This window comes from Rhodomicrobium sp. R_RK_3 (assembly GCF_002198715.1).
In the GTDB taxonomy this organism is placed as follows: Bacteria; Pseudomonadota; Alphaproteobacteria; order Rhizobiales; family Rhodomicrobiaceae; genus R-RK-3.
In genome coordinates this window covers 59,270-78,664 of sequence record NZ_MWLK01000018.1, presented here as the reverse complement: position 1 = coordinate 78,664, position 19,395 = coordinate 59,270, and the positions used below count along the sequence as shown (strand labels likewise).

Annotated in this window: 13 protein-coding genes and 1 pseudogene; 8 read left to right on the top strand and 6 right to left on the bottom strand. The window is 65.9% G+C overall.

All coding sequences use genetic code 11. From position 1 onward, the window contains the following. Nucleotides 1–158: 158 nt before the first annotated feature. From cysQ to BLEFHOIH_RS09910, 4 genes and pseudogenes are all read left to right on the top strand, one after another. Entirely contained in the window at nucleotides 159–995 is an 837-nt protein-coding gene (gene cysQ, locus BLEFHOIH_RS09925) for a 3'(2'),5'-bisphosphate nucleotidase CysQ (protein ID WP_088344912.1), read from the top strand. Between the two features lie 510 nt (nucleotides 996–1,505). Continuing rightward, a pseudogene (locus tag BLEFHOIH_RS27245) lies at nucleotides 1,506–1,985 on the top strand (DUF1134 domain-containing protein); the annotation flags it as partial. 118 nt (nucleotides 1,986–2,103) lie between these two features. Continuing rightward, nucleotides 2,104–3,735: a hypothetical protein gene (locus tag BLEFHOIH_RS09915; RefSeq protein ID WP_088344910.1), complete on the top strand. Its 1,632-nt coding sequence runs from the start codon at nucleotides 2,104–2,106 to the stop codon at nucleotides 3,733–3,735. A gap of 325 nt (nucleotides 3,736–4,060) precedes the next feature. Further along, complete coding sequence (locus BLEFHOIH_RS09910; protein ID WP_088344908.1) at nucleotides 4,061–4,822, top strand: Crp/Fnr family transcriptional regulator; 762 nt, start codon at nucleotides 4,061–4,063, stop codon at nucleotides 4,820–4,822. A gap of 24 nt (nucleotides 4,823–4,846) precedes the next feature. Here BLEFHOIH_RS09910 and BLEFHOIH_RS09905 read toward each other — a convergent pair whose 3' ends face one another. Further along, nucleotides 4,847–5,281 (bottom strand): hypothetical protein, encoded by a 435-nt coding sequence (locus BLEFHOIH_RS09905; RefSeq protein ID WP_088344907.1) that lies wholly within the window; start codon nucleotides 5,279–5,281, stop codon nucleotides 4,847–4,849. A 208-nt stretch (nucleotides 5,282–5,489) separates the two neighbouring features. Next, nucleotides 5,490–7,073 carry a gamma-glutamyltransferase gene (locus BLEFHOIH_RS09900; RefSeq protein WP_088344906.1) on the bottom strand — a complete coding sequence of 528 codons (1,584 nt, stop codon included), beginning with the start codon at nucleotides 7,071–7,073 and terminating at the stop codon, nucleotides 5,490–5,492. Between the two features lie 143 nt (nucleotides 7,074–7,216). On the opposite strand from BLEFHOIH_RS09900, the gene BLEFHOIH_RS09895 reads away from it, so the two are divergent. Both BLEFHOIH_RS09895 and BLEFHOIH_RS09890 read left to right on the top strand, forming a co-directional pair. Further along, nucleotides 7,217–8,158, top strand: a complete 942-nt coding sequence (locus BLEFHOIH_RS09895) for an ornithine cyclodeaminase (RefSeq protein ID WP_245296951.1) — start codon at nucleotides 7,217–7,219, stop codon at nucleotides 8,156–8,158. 96 nt (nucleotides 8,159–8,254) lie between these two features. Next, nucleotides 8,255–10,951 carry a bifunctional acetate--CoA ligase family protein/GNAT family N-acetyltransferase gene (locus tag BLEFHOIH_RS09890; RefSeq protein ID WP_088344905.1) on the top strand — a complete coding sequence of 899 codons (2,697 nt, stop codon included), beginning with the start codon at nucleotides 8,255–8,257 and terminating at the stop codon, nucleotides 10,949–10,951. Nucleotides 10,952–11,098: 147 nt separating this feature from the next. On the opposite strand, the gene BLEFHOIH_RS09885 is transcribed toward BLEFHOIH_RS09890, so the two are convergent. Together BLEFHOIH_RS09885 and BLEFHOIH_RS09880 are read right to left on the bottom strand one after the other, a co-directional pair. Continuing rightward, entirely contained in the window at nucleotides 11,099–11,551 is a 453-nt protein-coding gene (locus tag BLEFHOIH_RS09885; protein ID WP_088345160.1) for a host attachment protein, read from the bottom strand. A gap of 151 nt (nucleotides 11,552–11,702) precedes the next feature. Further along, nucleotides 11,703–12,467, bottom strand: a complete 765-nt coding sequence (locus BLEFHOIH_RS09880) for a metallophosphoesterase family protein (RefSeq protein ID WP_088344904.1) — start codon at nucleotides 12,465–12,467, stop codon at nucleotides 11,703–11,705. 393 nt (nucleotides 12,468–12,860) lie between these two features. Between BLEFHOIH_RS09880 and BLEFHOIH_RS09875 the strand changes: the two genes are divergently transcribed. Together BLEFHOIH_RS09875 and BLEFHOIH_RS09870 are read left to right on the top strand one after the other, a co-directional pair. Next, entirely contained in the window at nucleotides 12,861–13,976 is a 1,116-nt protein-coding gene (locus tag BLEFHOIH_RS09875; RefSeq protein ID WP_170937093.1) for a TAXI family TRAP transporter solute-binding subunit, read from the top strand. A 63-nt stretch (nucleotides 13,977–14,039) separates the two neighbouring features. Next, nucleotides 14,040–16,376 (top strand): hypothetical protein, encoded by a 2,337-nt coding sequence (locus BLEFHOIH_RS09870; protein WP_088344901.1) that lies wholly within the window; start codon nucleotides 14,040–14,042, stop codon nucleotides 16,374–16,376. A gap of 526 nt (nucleotides 16,377–16,902) precedes the next feature. On the opposite strand, the gene BLEFHOIH_RS26625 is transcribed toward BLEFHOIH_RS09870, so the two are convergent. Together BLEFHOIH_RS26625 and BLEFHOIH_RS09860 are read right to left on the bottom strand one after the other, a co-directional pair. Continuing rightward, nucleotides 16,903–17,802: a hypothetical protein gene (locus BLEFHOIH_RS26625; RefSeq protein WP_170937092.1), complete on the bottom strand. Its 900-nt coding sequence runs from the start codon at nucleotides 17,800–17,802 to the stop codon at nucleotides 16,903–16,905. A gap of 74 nt (nucleotides 17,803–17,876) precedes the next feature. After that, nucleotides 17,877–18,998 carry a TAXI family TRAP transporter solute-binding subunit gene (locus BLEFHOIH_RS09860; RefSeq protein WP_245296950.1) on the bottom strand — a complete coding sequence of 374 codons (1,122 nt, stop codon included), beginning with the start codon at nucleotides 18,996–18,998 and terminating at the stop codon, nucleotides 17,877–17,879. Nucleotides 18,999–19,395: the final 397 nt, after the last annotated feature.

The window sequence follows — 19,395 nt, the reverse complement described above, 5'->3', positions numbered from 1 at the left end:
TCAAAATAAAATTTTATCGCTAATTTGGTGGATAAAGAGCGACTTAACCGTGAGCGGGCAGCCGATAGGGCGCGAATCGACGGCGACGCACTGTCGCCATCCCTGTCGTGGCTATATATCTGTTTCAGTCAGGCCAGCATTATGGGAAGCGGATTTTCATGCGGGACGAGGACATTAAAGAGCTGGCAGCGGCGCTGATTCGAACAGCCCAGAGCACCGGCGAGTTGATCATGCGCTATCGCAATTCAACGGCGGAGGTGAGTTTCAAGGAAGACGGCAGCCCAGTCACCGATGCCGACCGGGCGGCGGAGGAGCTGATTCTCAACGATCTGGCGCGGCTCGCGCCGGGCATCGTCGTGGTGGCGGAGGAATCGGCGAGCGTCATCGGCGACGCGCTCGATCCGCAAAAATCCTTCTTCCTGGTCGATCCCCTCGACGGCACCCGCGATTTCGTGCGCGGCGGCAAGGATTTTACCGTCAACATCGCCCTGATCCGGCAAGGCGAGCCGGTTTTCGGGCTGATTTACGCCCCCGCGATCGAAAGCCTTTATCTGACGCCGGCTGTCGGCGAGGCGGTCTCGGCGCGGCTTTCGCCCTCGCGCGGCGAGCAGGAGGCGCTGCAAACCACGCCCTTGCGCACCCGCGAGCCCGAGCCCGGCAAGCTCACCGCGCTCACCAGCCGCTCGCATTTGAACGAGGCGACCTCGCGCTTCATGAGCGGCATCAATGTCAGCGAGACGCTGCAATTCAGCTCGTCACTGAAATTCGGCATGCTGGCCGATGGCGGCGCCGATCTCTACCCGCGACTCTCCCCCACTTCGGAGTGGGATACGGCGGCGGGACAGGCGATTCTGCATGCAGCGGGAGGCTATGTCGTCTCCGAGGCTGGCACGCCGCTGAAATATGGAAAAATCGGCGAGAATTTTCTCAATCCAGGCTTTATAGCCTGGGGTCGGCGCAACACGGCGCTGGACTTGGGCGCAGCCAAAGTTTAGTGGCATTTCCTGGTTAACGATCTTGGGGATCCGAATCGCTTTTGGCTGAAGCGATCGGCAATCAAAGCGAAACCTTCTCGGCGTAAGGTGATGCAATCCATGAAGGCGAATCCGATGCAAGACAGGCGCAGGTCCAGATTTGCCGCGGTTTCGGCGCTGCTTCTCGGCGCGTTCGCGGCCTCTGAGGCGTTGGCGCAGTCGACGGCCGGGCAGCCGGTTAATCCGCAGGTCGCGCAGGCGCAGAAGGACGAATATCTGCCGCCATGGCAGCGCGGCCAGGGCGGGCAAGGCAGCAATGACGGCCCAGCCGAGCCGCAGCGCATCACCCCGCCCGGCAGAAGCAGCCAGCCGCAAGCCGCGCCGCCGCCATCGGCCGACGTCTACAACAACCGCTACGACAACCAGCCGAGCAATCGCTACGACAATCAGACGGGGTCGAACCGGGATTACCTGCCGCCGCCGCAGGACCAGGGCTATAACAACGCCCCGCCCGCGCCCTACGAGCAGGACACCTATTCCTCCAACGAGATCGTGGCGGAAGGCGAGCGCTTTTTCGGCGGCGTCTCCAAGGGGCTTGCCCAGGTGATCGAGCACACCTTCTCCAAGCAGGGCCGCCCGAACGGCTATATTTTGGGCGAAGAGGCCGGCGGCGCCTTTGTCGCGGGCCTGCGCTATGGCGAGGGCATGCTTTACACCAAGAACGCCGGGCTGCACCGAACCTATTGGCAAGGCCCGTCTTTCGGCTATGATTTCGGCGCCGAGGGATCAAAAACGCTGATCCTGGTTTATAACCTCCACAATGTCGACCAATTGTACAACCGCTTTGCGGGCGTCGACGGGTCGGCCTATCTGGTCGGAGGCGTCGGCGTGACGTTTCAGACTTATGACGATGTCGTTCTCGCGCCGATCCGTTCCGGTGTCGGTCTCCGCCTGGGGGCCAATGTCGGCTATCTGAAATATACGAGGACTCCAACCTGGAATCCGTTTTAGAGTACCCACCGCAGCGGCTGGTTATGGGGACCGTCCGCCAAAGCCGCAAGCCTTACGGGCTTTGCGGCTTTGCATTGCTTTTTGATCCCCACTCGGGCATGAGAGGGAGCCTTGCCACATGATCGAGTATGCGTTGCTGATCATGCTGGGCTTTTGCGTAGGCGGCCTGATCGCCTTTCTGCTGGCGCCCACGCTATGGCACCGCGCCGTTCGCCTCACCACCAAGCGGCTGGAGGCGACGATGCCGATGTCGCTGTCCGACATCGAGGCGGACAAGGATCTGCTCAGGGCCTCTTATGCCATCAAAATCAGGCGGCTTGAGGCCGGATTGAGCAAGACGCGCGATAAATCCGCCAACCAGCTCGTCGATATCAGCCGGCTGCAGATGCAGATCGGCGAGTTGCAGGACACCATCGCCGCGCTGCAGACCCAGCTCGACGAGCGCCGCAACGCCGCCGCCGTGTTCGAGAACACCATCCGCAAGCGCTTCCCGGAGCTGGAGAACGCCGTAGCGGCGGCCAAGGTCGCGCTGGACGGACGGGCCTATGAGGTCACCGACCTGACCAGCAAGCTGCGCCGCCGCGAGGAGGCTCTGACCATCGCCCAGCGTTCCGCCGGACAGCAGCAGCACGAGATCAAGAGCCTGCGCGAGACGCTGGAGAAGGCCGGATCCGACACCACGGGCCGCTTCAAGCGCCGCCCCGCACAATGGACGCTGGACGAATACCGCTCCGAATATGACCGGCTGAATGTCGAGATGTCGAAGATGCGCGAGCAACTGATTCTCGGCCATGAGCGCGAGGCCGGCCAGATCGCCGTGCTGCGCACCGAATTGCAGCAGCTCGGCGAACAGATCATGCATTCGGTCGCGGCGCAGGAACGCCACGAGGCGGTCAGCCGCAAGGCGCCCGAGCCCGAGCCGAAGCCGTGGCCCGGCACGCGCGCCGACACCGCGCCGGCCAGTCCCCGGCGTGGACTTCCGGGCCGCCCCGCCGGCAAGGCTCAGCCCTGGCCGGGCGAGAAGCCGAAGGAAGCCCCCGCCGCCGTGACCGCGCCCCGCCCCGCCGCGCCCGCACCGGAAAAGGTCGAGGCGAAAGCGGCGGCGAGCGACAGCACCGCACCGGCCGCCCCCTCGCCCGCGCGCCAGACGCGTTCGCGCTGGACCGAGCCGGCGGTGCCGCAGCAGCCGGCTGCGCCCGCTCCCAAGCCCAATGGCAAGACCGGCGAACGCTCAGCGGCGGCGGAGATCGAAGTCGCGCCTGCGGCAGCCCCCACAGCATCGCCGATCACACAGGACAAGCGCGACGCATTGCGCGTGCTGCTCGATCGCGGCCCCCGGCAGCCGGTCCGCAGCGGCGAGGCGGCCAAGCAGGCTCCGGGCGAGACCGGCCGCTATGGCGTCGATGTGATGGAAGACGCGGTCACGGCCCTCAGCAAGGAAGCCGCGCAGACGCTGGACGTCGAATTCGAGGTGGTTTCGGACGCGCCGCAATCCGGCGGCGGCAATCCTGCGCCAAGTTCAGAAGCCCCGCCCAGCGCTGCGGATCCAAAGCTCGACCAGGTGCTGCGCGAGATCATCGAGAGCCGCGCCTCCGCTCAGGCCGCCCCGGCGGAGGAGCCCGGTCCCAAGGCCGAGCCCGCGCGGAGCACTCAGACCGCCAGCCAGCCGTCCGAGGAGGATGAGGGCGGCGACCAGAAGCGCACCCTGCTCGACCGCCTCCGCGTCACGCAAGAGCGCCAGACGGGCTGACCGCTTCCGGCACTCAGGCTTGGTTCAGTGATCGATCAGCTCATTGGGCAGCGTGGCGATCGGCGCGGCGCGCGCCGTCCGGCAATGGCTCAGCCCGGAGGTAGCGGCAACAAATGTTGCGGCGCGATATCCGGGGCTATTTTTTATTGCCGAGCCAGCGGCGCGCTTTAACCTGCTGTTCGGCCTGGTATATTGCGACGCGCGTGCCCCCGAAAGCCGGTTCGGACGCCCATCCGTATAATTCCGCAGGCGGACAAACCGCTTCCTTGCGCTGCGCTGCGATGCTAGCCTTTGACGCTTCCAGCTTTCGGCTTGGAGGTACGGGATGCGTGCCATTTGTACGCGCTGCGGCACATGCCCCATCCGCTATCAGAGCATTTGCGGAGCCTTGACGGATGACGAGCTGTCCCGGCTCTCCGTCATCTCGCGGCCGAGGGTGGTCGGCGCGCATCAGCCAATTTTCCGCGATGGCGACGAAGCCGAACAGTGCTTCAACGTCATCAGCGGCGTGGTCAAGCTGGTGAAGACGCTGGCCGATGGCGAGCAGCATATTGTCGGCCTGATCTACCCGCCGGATTTCCTCGGCCGGCCGCTCGGCGACCGGCACACTTACACGGCGGAGGCGGCGACCGATGTCGAGATCTGCGGCTTTCCGCGCGGCGCGTTCGAGGCCGTGCTCGAAGCGCAGCCCAAGCTCGAGCGCAAGATCCTCGAATTCACCGTGCGCGAGTTGGATCTGTGCCGCGAATGGACGCTGCTGCTGGGACGGAAATCCTCATACCAGCGTGTCGGCAGCTTCCTCTATATGGTCGCGCGGCGGACGGCGCGATCCGGCTACGGCTATCGCCACGAGGGCGTCGTGCGGTTCCGTCTGCCGTTCACGCGGGCGGAAATCGCCGATTATCTCGGGCTGACGCTGGAGACGGTCAGCCGCCAGTTCAGCCGGCTGAAGGCGACACATATCATCGCCATGCCGGCCAGCCGGGATGTCGTGGTGCCCGACATGGCGCTGCTGGCGCGGGCGGCGCGGATCGACGCGGGCGGGGACGGCCGCTACGGAGCCGAGCCCGGGCGCCGACCGCTTTGAAGAGCGGCGCCCGGGGAAAGCTCATCAGCTATTCATCGCCGTGTTGGGCGTGAATTTGCTCACAAGCTCGTTCATCGGCTGCAGCAGCCGCCCTGTTTCCTGTGCATATTCGGACGCGAGCTGGTTCAGGAAGGCGAGCTGGGTCTGGCCGAAATCGGCCGGCGACCGGCACCGGGCGAGTTGGTCCGGCAATTCCAGGTAGTTTTCCCAGCGCCGTCCCATGAAGCGGCAGAGCTCGATCTGCTGCTCGACGAGACGCTTGAACACCTCCTGGCCGCCTCTTTGCAGATTGGCCACCGTCTGCTCATAAGCGGAAGTGACCGGATCGGTCGAGGCGGCTTGCGCCTGGGTGAGTTTTTCGTAGTGCTTACGCCAGCTTTCGATGTTGTCGAGATACATGCGCAAGGCTGGCGCGAAGTCGAGATCGGCGCGCTGGCCGCCCGAGGATTGACGGTTCATTTGTTCCTCCTCAACGCAACACTTGTTTCAGGATGCTTGTTTTTAGGGCAGGCTAACCCGCGAGCCGCTGGCATTCTTTGATAAATATCAATCTGAACGGGTGGACCTGGCCGATCCCCACCTAGCCGCGTAAAAAAGCGGCGCGGATCAATCCCCCATATGGGCGGTGTAAGCGTTCGTACTTAGAGCGCCATAGGTTGGGCAAGCCTCAAAAACCCGCAAGCGCCCCGTCGGCGCGGGGATCGGTGGCTCCGGAAATCACGCCCGCCGCGTCGATCGAGACCATCCCCGCGTGCCCCATCATGTCGTCGAAGGCGCCGGCGATCTCGACGTCGTGCCCGGCGGCGCGCAGCGCCTCGACGAGCTGTGGCGGGAAGCGGGATTCCAGCTTGAGGTTGGTCGCCTCGGCGCCCCAGGTGCGGCCGAGCAGCCAGCGCGGCGCGGTGACGGCCGCCTGCATGTCCTCGCCGAACAGGACATGGCGGCTGAAGATCGCGGCCTGAGTCTGCGGCTGGCCTTCGCCGCCCATGGTGCCGTAGGCGAGCGTGCGGCCATCAGCGAGGCGGGCAAGGGCGGGGTTGAGCGTGTGGGCGGGCAGGCGGCCGGGCTCGAGCGCGTTCGGACCGTCAGCGAGGGTGAAGCTGGCGCCGCGGTTTTGCCAGAGCACGCCGGTCTCGGGCAGCACGAGGCCGCTGCCATATTCCCAAAATATGCTTTGGATGTAGCTGACGACGCAGCCATCGGCATCCGCCGCGCCCATCCAGATGGTGTCGCCGGGGAGAGCCCGATGCGGCCAGGGCGCGGCGCGGGCCGGATCGATGGCGGCGGCCTCCTGCGCGAGGATTTCCGGGCTCAGCCAGTCCTGCCAGCCGGGCGCCATGCGGGCGGGATCGCCGAGATGGGCGTTGCGGCGGATGAAGGCGCGCTTGGTCGCCTCGATCAGCCCGTGAACATGGGCAAAGCCCTCCGCTTCGCTGACGCCGAGGCGCTCGAAGATGCCGAGGATCATCAGGGAGGCGATGCCCTGCGTCGGCGGCGGCATGTTGAAGATCTCGCCCGCAGCGAGGCGGACGGACACCGGATCGACGCGGCGCGCGGCGAAGGCTTCCAGATCCTCGAGCCGCAGCGGGCTGCCCGCCGCTTCGAGGCGGCGCGCCAGCAGCCGGGCGAGATCGCCGCGATAGAAATCGCCGAGCCCGGCTTCGGCGAGACGGGTCAGCGTGGCAGCGAGTTGCGGCTGCTTCAGCAGCGATCCGTCGGCGGGCAATCCCAGCGGCGCATAGGTCTCGGCAAAGCCGGGGACGGGTTCGAGCTCGTTCCATTTGCTGGCGGTCAGCTCGGCCTGGGAACGCGTTACGATCACGCCGTCGCGGGCGTGCCGGATGGCGTCGGCGAGCAGCGCGGCGACAGGCAGTCTTCCCCCCGCCTCGCGCGCGACCGCCGCCGCCTCGGCCCATCCCGCGACCGCCCCCGCAACCGTCAGCGCCGCGCGGGGCCCGCGCGCCGGGATCGCCGCATCGCCGTGCGCGGCGTAGAACTGCCGCGTCGCCAGCCCGGCGGCCGGACCGCAGGCGCGGATGCCGATGGGCGCGCGCCCCGGCAGGGCGATCAGCCAAAAGCCGTCGCCGCCGATGGCGTTCATATGCGGATAGGTCACGGCGATGGCCGCCGCCGCGGCGATCATCGCCTCGATGGCGTTGCCGCCCTCGCGCATGGCGCTGACGCCCGCCTCCGCCGCAAGATGATGCGGTGCCGTCACCATCCCCTTCAGACATTTTCGCGCACGCAGCACTGAGGGCGTCCTCCGAATATCGCTCGATGAAGCGGTGAAAAACGATCGCTTCGGCGCGTGGCCATGCAAAAGGCGTTCCCCTCTCGCGCGGCTTGCCCTAGCCTTGACCGGAACGGCGGTCCCGATCCCGGCATGAGGGTAGCGTGCTTCACATCGATGCGCATCAGGTCAATGCTCTGCTCGACTGGCCCTCGCTGATCGCGGCCATGCGGGAGGCGCATAGCACGGGGCCGCGCCCGCAGATCGGCGACATGATGCTCGGTCCGGCGGGTCGCACGCTTCTGGTGCGCGGCGCGTTTTTCGAAGGCGTCGGCATCGGGCTGAAGGCGGTGACGGTGTTCGAGGCCAATGCCGCGCGCGCCGTGCCGAAGCCGACCGTGCAGGGCGAGTTCCTGCTGTTCGGCGAGGAGGACGGCAGCCAGCTTTGCAGCATCGACGGCGCAGCGATCACGCCCTGGAAGACGGCGGCCGATTCCGCCTTGGGCGCATCCTTGCTGGCCCCGCCCGCGCCGAGGGTGATGACGATGGTCGGCGCCGGGACCATGGCGCGGCCGCTGATCGAGGCGCATCTTTCGGCGCGCCCCTCCATCGAGGAGATCCGCCTCTGGAACCGCACCCAGGCCAATGCCGAGCTTTTGGCCGCGACGCTGGACGGCCTCGGCCCGCGCATCCGCGTCACCGGCGATCTGGCCGAAGCCGTCGCCGCCGCCGACCTGATTTCGGCAGCAACGCTCTCCGTCGCACCGCTCATTCGCGGCGAATGGCTGAAGCCCGGCGCGCATCTCGATCTTGTCGGCGCCTTCCGGCCGGACATGCGCGAGGCGGATGACGCGGCCCTGCTGCGCGCACGGATCTTCGTCGACGCGCGCGAGACCACCATGCCCCATATCGGCGAAATCCGCATTCCGCTGGAGGCGGGCACCATCACGCCCGCCAGCATCGAGGCCGACCTGTTCGACCTCTGCCGGGGCTTTGCCGTCAACCGCGCGCCTGCCGACATCACGCTCTATAAGAACGGCGGCGGCGCGCATCTCGATCTGATCGTGGCGCGGCACATTTTCGCCCGCGCCACTGCCGGACCCTGACCGCCGGCTTCACCGCGTCTTCATCGGCACTTGCAAGGATGCCCGCGGCGCAGCCAATGTCGGAAGCCGAGCCGCAACGCCTGCCGGGATAGAACCATGACCATACGCAATCTGGAATATGCCCTCGAACCGAAATCGGTGGCGCTGATCGGGGCGAGCGAACGGCCCGGCTCGGTCGGGCTGACGGTGATGCGGAATCTGCGCGCGGGCGGCTTTGCCGGGCCGATATGGATGGTCAATCCCAAGCACCGGCGCCTCGACGGCACGGACTGCTATCCCGATGTCGCCGCATTGCCCGGCACGCCCGATCTGGCGGTCATCGCGACACCCGCCGCCACCGTGCCCGGCATCGTCGCCGAACTCGGCCGCAAGGGGACGCGGGCAGCGGTCGTGCTCAGTGCCGGGGTGGGGCGCGAAAACGGGTTGCGCCAGGCGATGCTGAGCGCGTCGCAGCCGAGTTTGCTGCGCGTCATCGGGCCGAATTGCCTCGGCATCCTCGTGCCTAAGATCGGCCTCAATGCCAGCTTCGCCCATATTGTGCCGAAACCCGGCCATCTGGCCCTGCTCTCGCAATCCGGTGCGGTGATCAGCGCCGCGATCGACTGGGCGGCGGCGCGCGATATCGGCTTCAGCACGGTCGTCTCGCTGGGCGACATGGCCGATGTCGATGTCGGCGACATGTTGGACTATCTCGGCGGCGATCCGAATACGACGGCGATCCTGATGTATCTGGAGACCATCACCAACGCGCGCAAATTCCTCTCCGCCGCGCGCTCGGCGGCACGCGCCAAGCCGGTCGTCGTCATCAAGGCCGGGCGCAATGAAGCGGCGGCCAAGGCGGCGGCAACGCATACCGGCGCACTGTCAGGCAATGACCGCGTCGTCGAGGCGGCGTTCAAGCGGGCGGGGCTGCTGCGCGTCGATGGCCTCGCGGAGTTGTTCGACGCCGCCGAGACGCTGACGCGGCTCGGCCGGGTGCATGGCGACCGGCTGGCCATCCTGACCAATGGCGGCGGCGCCGGCGTGCTGGCCGTCGAGGCGCTGATGCTCCTGGACGGCAAGCTGGCGGAGATCGCACCCGAGACCATGGCCAAGCTCGACGCCGCGCTGCCCAAGACCTGGTCGCGCGGCAATCCGGTCGATGTGATCGGCGATGCCGGGCCGGAGCGCTATGAGGCGGCGCTCGCTGCCCTGCTCGATGATCGCGGCACGGATGCGGTGCTTGTGATGAACTGCCCGACGGCGCTCGCTTCCTCCAGCGAGGCGGCCGAGGCGGTGATCGGCGTGGTCGAGGCGCGCAAGCGCCCGCAGCGCGGCACGAAGCCGGTGCTCACCAACTGGCTCGGCGAGAGCACGGCGCGGGGCGCGCGAAAACTGTTCGCCGAGGCGGGCATCGCCACCTATGAGTTCCCCAACGACGCCGTGCGCAGCTTTTCCTATCTCACCGGCTACAACAAGGCGCAGGACGCGCTGATGCGCACCCCGCCCAGCCTGCCCGACGCCTTCGAGGCCGACCCGAAAGCCGCGCGCGCCGCCATGGCCGCCGCCGAGAGCGCGGGCCGCGCCGTGCTGACCGAGCCGGAGGCCAAGGCCGTGCTCGCCGCCTATGGCATCGCGACGGCGGAGACCCGCATCGCCAGGGACGCGGCCGAGGTCGAGAAAATCGCGGCGCAACTGCTCGCCAAGGGCAGCCGGGTGGTGGTGAAGCTTTTGTCGGAGGAGATCTCGCATAAATCCGATGTCGGCGGCGTGGTGCTCAATCTGGAGAGCGCGGCGGCGGCGGCGAAGGCGGCGCAGGAGATCGCGGCGCGGGTCGCCCAGCAGCGGCCGGAGGCGCGCATCCAGGGCTTTACCGTGCAGGAAATGGTGCGGCGGCCGGGCGCGCATGAGCTGATCGTCGGCGTCTCGGAAGATCCGATCTTCGGCCCGACCATCCTGTTCGGCGCGGGCGGCACCGCCGTCGAAGTCATCAAGGACACCGCCGTGGCGCTGCCGCCGCTCGATCTTGCGCTCGCCAAGGGCCTGATCGGCGAGACGCGGGTGTCGAAGCTACTCAAGGGCTATCGCGACCGCCCCGCCGCCGATCTCGACGCCGTCGCCATGGTGCTGGTGCGCATCTCGCAGCTCATCACCGACCTGCCTGCCGTCGCGGAACTGGACATCAACCCGCTGCTCGCCGATGAGCGCGGCGTGGTGGCGCTCGATGCCCGAATCAAGGTCGACTGGGCCCATGCGCAGGTGCCCGCGCCCAACCCCTATTTCGCCATCCGGCCCTATCCCAACGGCTGGGAGAGAACCGAGACGCTGGGCAATGGGCGCTCCGTCCTGCTGCGCCCGATCCGCCCGGAGGACGAGGGCATCTACGGCGATTTCCTCCGCTCGATCTCGCCCGCCGACCTGCGTTTGCGCTTCTTCTCGGTGAAGAACGAGTTCCCGCATCAATTCGTCGCCCGCTTCACCCAGATCGACTATTCGCGCGCCATGGCCTTCATCGCCGTCGATCCGGCGAGCGGAGCGATGCTCGGCGGATCGCGCCTGATCGCTGACCCCGATTATGTGAAGGGCGAATATGCGGTGATGGTGCGCAGCGACCTGAAAGGCCAGGGCCTCGGCTGGGCGCTGATGCAGCATCTGATCGCCTATGCCAAGGCGGAAGGGCTGCAGCAGCTCCATGGCGACGTGCTGGTGGAGAACACGCATATGCTCTCCATGTGCCGCAGCCTGGGCTTCAACGTGAACTGCGCCACGGATGACCCTATGCTGTGCAAGGTGACGCTGCCGCTCGCGGGGTAATCCATGTACCAAAATCCCCGCGCAGGCGGGGATCCAGTACTCCGCAGCATTTGTGGTTACGCAGAGAGCCTATTTCGAGTTTGTGATTACTGGATCCCCGCCTGCGCGGGGATTTCGTTTATTGTATGCTGGTGAGAGCCAGCACCACTACCCCTGCTGCGTCAGAAACTTCTCGATCTCATGGATCGGCATCTTAACGTAATCCTTGGCGATCTCGGTCTTGATGGCCTGCTGTACGGCGGGGCTGAAGGCGGTGCGGAGGAAGCCGAGCGCGCGCGGCGCGGCGACGATGACCAGCGAGCGCGTTTCCTCATTGCGCACGGCCTCGTCGAGCCGGCGCGCGATCATGCCCAAAAAATCGTCCTCGGCCTGCAAATGCCAGTCGGTCTGCTCGACCGAGGACCGGGAGGCGCCCTCCGACTGATGCACCCGGCCGGGATGGTCGGCGCCGAGCGCGCTGGTGCGTTCGACGTCGTGCTCGTGCGTCTCCTTGGTGCGCAGATTGGGGAACATGGCGTCGCCCTCGTTCTCCAGGATCAGCGCCTTGCGGCCGTCGCAGACCAGCACCCATTCACCGGATTTGATTTTGATCGCTTCCATCGGCTTCTCCTTCTTTTCGGACCGCCCGGCGCAGCGGGCGGCCAAGACAACAACTCGGAAGCGCCGCAGGTGTTCGGGCGCAGGCGCCGCAGCGGTAAGGAAAGAGTAATTCCGGGCCGAGCCGCCGACCGATGCCGCATGCGAGCCGCTGCTAAACCCGTCCCCGTCCCTCCGTCGTCAGAAAGGATCGCGCCGCGCCTTCGAGGCAAAGCGCCGTCAGCCTTCCGGTGAAGACGGCGCCGGTGTCGATGGCGATTCGATTGGGGTGAAACTCCGGGGCTGCGACAGGCGTATGGCCATGCACGATGATCTTGCCGAAATCGCCCTGATGGCTGAGGAAAGGATCGCGGATGAAGGTCAGGTCGGCCGCTCTCTGCGCGCCGAGCGGCACGCCCGGCCTCACGCCGGCATGGACGAAGAAATAATCGCCGATCTCCCGCGACACCGGCAGCCCCCGGTAAAACGCCCGGTGCGCTTCCGGCATCGCCCGCCGGAACGCGGCGAGGATTCTCTTTGCATCGAGCCGCCGCAGCTCGGTCTCCGCATCGATCTCCACGCCGTAGGATTTGATGGTTGCCAGCCCGCCATTCATGGCCCAATTGTCAAACCAACCCGGTCCGCGAAGGCAATGCAGCAGGATGTCCTCGTGATTGCCGCGCAGAAATGCGGCGTCGAACCTCTCGGGCAGGCCGGTGAGCAGCCGCTCGACGACGCCCCGGCTATCCGGCCCGCGATCGACATAGTCGCCGAGGAAGATCAGCATCGCTTTCTCCGCCGGCCAAGCCGCCTCGCGCGCTTCGATCATGCCGAGCAGCGCGTCCAGGAGATCGAGCCGGCCATGGATATCCCCAATCGCATAAACCCTTAAGCCGGGCGGAATGCTGGGCGGCGTCGCGGACGCGTCTGCTCTCGCCATGCGCCTTCCTCGCGGTAAAATTGCAGGCCCGCCGAGCGGCTTAGCAAGAAAACCCCTCTCCCGCCAGCGCTGCGGCCGCTTCGCGGTTAAAGCGAAACACTATCTTGCATTCACCACCCGCATGGACAGCCTATCAAAATTTTGGCACACTTCCGCCGCTTACTGGACGTAGGCACGCCGCCACTTGCTTGGCCGATGCCGGACAAGCGATCGACACAATGACGTTGCGGCATGGTGCCAACCCAGCAGTCTTTCCGGACAAAACGTCATCCGAGGTGCGATTGGTTTTCTGCCTCCTAGAGGCGGAGCGAGCGGTTTAGATATAGAGGAACGGGGGAGGAGATGTTTCGGCCGGGCAGGCTTTCGTTCTTTTTCTTGCTCTCGGCCCTGGCCTTGTCCAGCTCAAGCGCCGCGCAGCAGCGCGCCGGCACCGAGCCTGTCCCGACCAATCCCTACGCCGCCGCGAGCAATTGGACGCTTGGCATGATGACCGGCGAATTGGACGGCACATCGCTCCGCATGGCCAATGAGATCGCCGTCGCGCTGAACGACGGGCCCAATTTACGCGTCGTGCCGATGATCGGGGAGAGTTCGATTCGCAACGTGACGGATTTGTTTTACCTGCCCGGCGTCGACGTCGCCATCGTCCAGTCAGACGTCTTATCGAATTTGCGCCGCACCAAGCGAATGCCCGGCATCGAGGACCGTCTGAACTATCTCGCCAAGCTGCATTCGGAAGAATTTCACGTTTTGTCGCGTATGAAATATCTGTGCCTGGCTGAATTGACAGGCCGCAAGGTGAATTTCGGTCCAGCCGGCAGTGGCAGCGCGCTGACGGCCGAGGCCGTCTTCGAGGCGAGCAAGGTGCAGGTCCAGCCGCAATATTTGGACTATCCGACGGCGGCGGACAAGCTGCGCCGGGGCGAGATCGATGCGACGGTGTTCGTCTCGGGCAAGCCGGCCCAGGCCTTCGAGCGCATGCACCATCAGGACGGGGTGCATTTCCTCGATGTCGATTTCGCCGATGAATTGCAGCGCGATTACCTGCCGGCGATCATGACCCATGACGATTATCCCGACCTGATCGCGCCGAACGAAACCGTGAGCACCATCGCGGTCAGCGCGGTGATGGCCGTGTTCAACTCGCCGCCGCGCAGCGACCGCTACCGCAAGCTGGAACGCTTCGCCGACAGCTTCTTTTCGAAATTCGAGCAGTTTCGGCAGCCGCCGCACCATGTCAAATGGCGGGAAGTGACGCTTTCGACACCTGTTCCAGGCTGGACGCGCTTCCCTGCCGCCCAACAATGGCTTAAAGATCATCCGGAGTCGGCTGCGGCCCGGTCGGGGACGGCGTTGTCGCTGGGGCTGGAACCCGGCGGATCGGAAGCGGCACGGCTACAGCTCATGTTCGAACGATACACCCGCGACCGTGGTCCGGTGTCCGGAGACGATCGCGAGAAGCTTTTCAAGGACTTTATGCGCTGGTATCAGCAAGGAAACCTGAATTAGCCATGGCGATGGGCGCGCGGCGCCGGCTAAGGCTATCGGGACTCGAGTAAGGGGCGTCTTGGAATGGATAATGACGAAAAGCTGACCTCTCGCCACGAGGACACCCTTCCCGGCGATGACGCCGATGCCAAGACGACGCCCGAGGACGGCGCCGGCGATATCCCCATGCCGCCTTACGAAGCGGCCGAGGAGGTGAGCGAGCGCGCCAATAATACGATTTCCTTTCCGAAACCGCCCCATGTGAGCGCCGCCGCCCGCATCGAGGCCAATTTCGGCATGCCCGATTTCGATTTCCCGGAACCGCCGCGCAGCGCGCCGCCGGAAGATCTCCGCTCCGGCGCCGGCATCAGCATGAGCGCCGATGACGAGCCGCCGGCGGTCGAGCCGTCCGCGCCGCGCAACGGGCTGGACATGCCGCTCGGCGAAGATACCGGCTGGGACAGCGTCGACCGCATCGAGCGCCCTGCGCCGCTGCGCGCCCGCGCCGAGCGCCCCGAGCCAGCCTATGAGCCGGCGCCGCCTCCGCCGCACCGCGCCGAGGCCAATGTGATGCCGTTCCCAGGCGCCGCCATGCCACGCGCGACGGTCGCGGCCGACCCCGCGCCGTCCGACATGCTGCGCGGCATGAGCGATGGCGGGCGCGGTGAGCTTTTTGCCGGACGCGCCGAGGAGCTTCCCGAACCGCAGCCCGATTTCGACAATGGCGGCGGCGACGCGCTCGCCGATGCCGTGCAATCCGCGCTGCGCAATGTCTATGGCGGCCAGCCGGTCGACCGGGGCGAGGATCCTGAGCCCGGCCCCGGCGGCTACACCGTCGCCGAATCGCTGATGCATGCGTCCTCCGCGGACCGCGTCAATCCGGACCCCTCCTGGTCGGAAAGCCCCACCGCCTGGTCGCAGCAGCAGCAACAGGAGCCGGAGCAGAACGAGGATTACTACGAGAGCGAGCGCGAGGAGCCGGCCGGCGAGGCCAGCACCGAAGCCGTGCTCGACTATCTCTACGGCCAGCGCCGCGCCGATCGCGGGCGGCCGAGCGCCGGGCTGTCGGCCGATTCCTCCTTGCGCGATTTCGGCGAGGCGGCGGGCTACAGCCAGCAATGGCAGGACGGTCCCGATTATGACGACCGCGCGGTCGGCGGGGGCCATGGCGCGCTGCGCGATTTCGGCGATGCGCCCTATCGCGGCGGCCAGCCCCGCTATGCCGATCCCGGTGACAGCATCTTCCTGCGCGACCCCGATTCGAGCTATCGCGGCGATCCTTCGGACGATGCCGAATGGGCCCAGGTGCCCTATCTCTCCCATCCGGGCGCGGCGAGCGGTCAGATCTACCCCACCGCCCTGCCCTCGGGCGCGACCGAAGGCAGCCTGTCGGCCGGCAGCCCCGATAGCGGCCATTTGCTCGGCGCGGCCGGACTTGGCCTGATCGGCGGCATCGCGCTGGCGGGCGTGCTGGCGGTGTTCGTGTTCAATTCCTTCGTCGATGAGAACGATCCGAACAATCTCGGCGGCTCGCAAAAGGTCGTGGAACGGTTGAGCGCTCCGCCTGCCGACACGGCCCCTGCGCTGCAACCGCAACCGGCCGCGCAGATCACCGTGCCGCGCCAGGCCGTGATCCAGCCCGAAGCCGCGCCCGCGCCGGTGGTGACGCCCCGGCCCGTGCCGCAACCGGCTCCAGCCGCCCAGCGCCTCAGCGCCCAGAATGCCTCAGGCGTGGCGGGCGATTCGATCTCGCTCGATATCAGGGTCGCCGATTCGCCCGACCGCGACGAAACCCTCGTCAGCCTGAAGGGCCTGCCCTCGGCGGCCAAGCTCTCGACCGGCATCGATGTCGGTGGTGGCCAGTGGCTGCTGCCTCCGGCGCGGCTTCGCGATCTGACGGTTGCCCTGCCGCGCGGCGCGGCCGGCGAATATGATCTGGAAGTGCAATTGCTGCAGGACGATGCGCAAACCAGCCTGTCCGATCCTGTGCCGTTCCAGCTCAAGGTGAACGACCGGACGCAGCAGACCGGCCCCTCCGGCACGGCGACGCGCAGCACGCCGGTCTCGGTCGGCGCCAATTCCGGCGAGGCCGCGCGCCTTGCCGTGCTGCCGGACGAGACGCCGCAGATCGAGACCGATTTCGTCACCCAGATGCTGATCCGCGACGGCAACCGCCTGATGCGCGACGGCGACATTGCCCAGGCCCGCAAGCTCTACGAGCAGGCCGCCGCCACCGGCAATGCGGAAGCCGCCCTCGCCATGGGCCGTTCGTTCGATCCCAGCTATTTCGAGAAGCTGCAGGTCAAGAGCGGCAAGCCCGACCCGGCCACCGCCTTCGAATGGTACAAGAAGGCGCTCGAAGGCGGCCTGGTGACGGCCCGCGTCAAGATCGACGCACTGAAGCAATGGCTGCAGAGATAGGCTGACGCGAACAGGCGCGGCGTCGATGGACGCCGCTGCCGCCGAGGCGGGTCCTCCTCGCTCTGACGCTTCGGCGGGACAGCATTTGCCGCGGATCGGAAGAAGGCCGACGGCTGCGTCCGTCCCGCTTTGGTGAGAGAATCTCGCACCTCAACCCGCTCCAAAAGGAGAGAGGGAGTTCCGCTGCGGATCGTGGCGGCGGTGCATTTTTCCCGTCCACCTAAAGTGGTCCCTCGTCAGCCTCATCCTCGCGGGATGACAAGAAACGGGGACGTCGTCACTCTCGAGGGGATCATTCTGGCTGGACACAACGCGGCCGAGCGCGAGGAGCGGCCACCACGCTTGCCCTTGCACAGCCGAACCCTCTCGGAGGAGAGAGGATGGCGGCGGATCGCGGTGGCGGCGCACTGATCCGTGTCCGCCCAAGCGATCCCGCTTTGGGCCTCAGACTCGATCGGTGCATGTCGATGGTGATCGGAGGCGATCCGGGCTCCACCTCGCGAGTCGAGGCGCAGCCCTTTTCGCATCAGCGCGAAGACATCCGCTGCAGGCGGGTCTCGGCCAGCTTCGAGCCCATCTGCTGGGCCAGCTCGTACCATTTCCGGGCCTGCGCCAGATCGGCCTGGATGCCGCCCGCGACACGCATCGCCGCCAGTTCGACCGGGTCGTATGTGGCGCCGAGCGCCAGCGCGCCCTCGCCCCAGCCCTCGTCCGCCGCACGCTTGTAGAACAGGCGCGCGACGCTGAGATTGCCCACCTTCAGGCTCTCGTCGCCCTTCTGCATATAGAGGATCACCCGGTCGAGCGCCTCGCCGGTCGGGGCCGGCTTGACCAGCGGGGGCGCCGTCCGCTCGGGCTGCACGGTGGGGGGCAGGTCGGCCGGGGCGACATAGGCGGTGGTCGTCTCCGTGCTGGAGCGCGCCGGAGGCGGCGAGACCTCGCGCGGCGCTGGCGCCTCTTGCCCGATGACCAAACTGGATTTCGCCTCGGCCAGAACGTCGCCGGCCAGCGTCACCAAGGAGATGGAGAAATCGGTGCGTCCGACCGCGCCGGTAGGCGAGGCAATGCGCAGATCGCCGATCTCGGCGACGGGAATGCCCCAGATCCCGGATTCGAACAGCCGCCCGTGCGACAGTGCGATGGTCGAGGGGAGGCCGCGGATCAGGATCATCGCCCGGCGCGGAACGGCGCCGCGCGGGGTCACCTTGATCGGAACCGGGCTCTCGGTGGCGGTCTGAACCTGGATCAGCGCGGGGACCACCACCTGGATATCCCCCGCGGACTGCGCGTTGACACTCACATATGCGGAACTCGCCAGCCCGGCGGCCAGCGGCACGGCGAGCAGCCAGGATGACCTGACCGCCGCAACCCGCACCCGTTTCCATCGACCGTGCAGAAACCCGCTTCTCAAGCCGCTTTGAGGCATGGGTCTACTCCGTAAGCCTGCCACGCTTCAACTCACGGCAGCGCCTGATGGGCGCCGCCGTGGACCCTCTTGCCTCAATTCGTGGACTTCTTCTTCTTCCAGTCGATGAATTCCTGGAACAGCCGCTGCTCTTCGGTGACCTCTGCATGAGGGTTGTCGGGGCCGGCGCCGCCGGCCGAAAGGTTCGAGGCGGTATTGGCGATGCGCTCCTTGACCTTCGCCTCAGCCATGACCTTGGTGAGCATCTTGTCGGCGAGCGGATAGCGCGTCCAGCCCGGCACCGTGCCAGCCAGGTTGATCTCCTTCCACTTCGGATGGAACGGCGCCTGGCGCAGCTTGTCGAAGCGCTCGAAGAAATACTGCACGAAGCGCTCGAGGCGGCGGTAGCGGTCGGTGCCGATCGGCCAGTTGTAAACGGCCAGCACGACCTGGTTGCCGATGGTTTCGACCTCCTCGCCGTCCTTCATCAGATTCGGATAGTCCTTGTAGCTGATGGTCGAGGGGACGTAGTAATCGGAGAACTTCTCGCTATAGGGAATGGCCAGGAAGTGGAAGCCCGGCTCCGGCGCCATTTTGGTGAAGAAGTCGTTCGGCTTGCCGCCCGAATGCACCAAACCTGCGATTTCCCCGCTCTTCATCTTCTCGAAGGCGATCGTATTGTTGATGAACACGGTCTTGACGGTCACGCCCATGCGCTCGAACACGATCGGGCCGGTGATGGTCTGGCCGGCGCCCTTGGTGCCGAGGCTGACGACCTTGCCTTCGAGATCCTTGATGGTTTTGATCTCAGGCCGGACATAGATATACAGCTCGCTGACGAACATCGGCGAGATGTAATTGATGCGCTTGTCGATATTGCCGATATTGCGGCGCTTCTTGAACTCTTCGAAGACGTCGGCATGCGTGATCGCAATGTCGATGCCCTTCAAATACAGAAGATCGGATATGTTTTCCGTGGCGCCGTAGGTAAGCACCGGCAGAACGCGAAGATTCTCGCCGTCGTCGAACGCCTTGCCCAATTCGGCGGCGAACCGGCTGAACGTGCCTTCGAGAAGGCCGCCGGCGACACCAACCGTCCAATTGTTGATGCGCGTGACCAGTTCGCTTTCGCCCTCGGTATTTGCCGTCGGCCGGGCTGCGCCCGCCTGAGCAAGGGTCAGCGGCCGGATCGGGTCTGCATCCGCTGCGCTCGGCACTGACGGCGCGGCGGTTTGGGCCTGGGTCGGCCCAGCATAGGAAGCGAGTAATGCCGAAATCAGTGCTACTGAGGCGAGCAAACTGCGCATCAATAGGTCTCCGTGATGAGTAACAACCAGCTTTGAATTGATCCCGCGGGATGGGCGGCATCCTGCACCCGTAGTCGGGCTGACGCGGGAGACAGTAATAGATTAAAATTTTAAGGGATTGTGAAAAAAATACGTAATTGCGACAAGTTTTATCGAAAAATTTCGAAATGCATTAAACAGCAGCAACCTTGAAGAGGTCGCGACGATTTTTACCACGAAAACCTGCCCAGAACACGTGGAACGGGCAGTTTCAACACGGCAAATCTGCATTCATATCTAATTATCGCCAAGAGTTGTCATTTGTCTT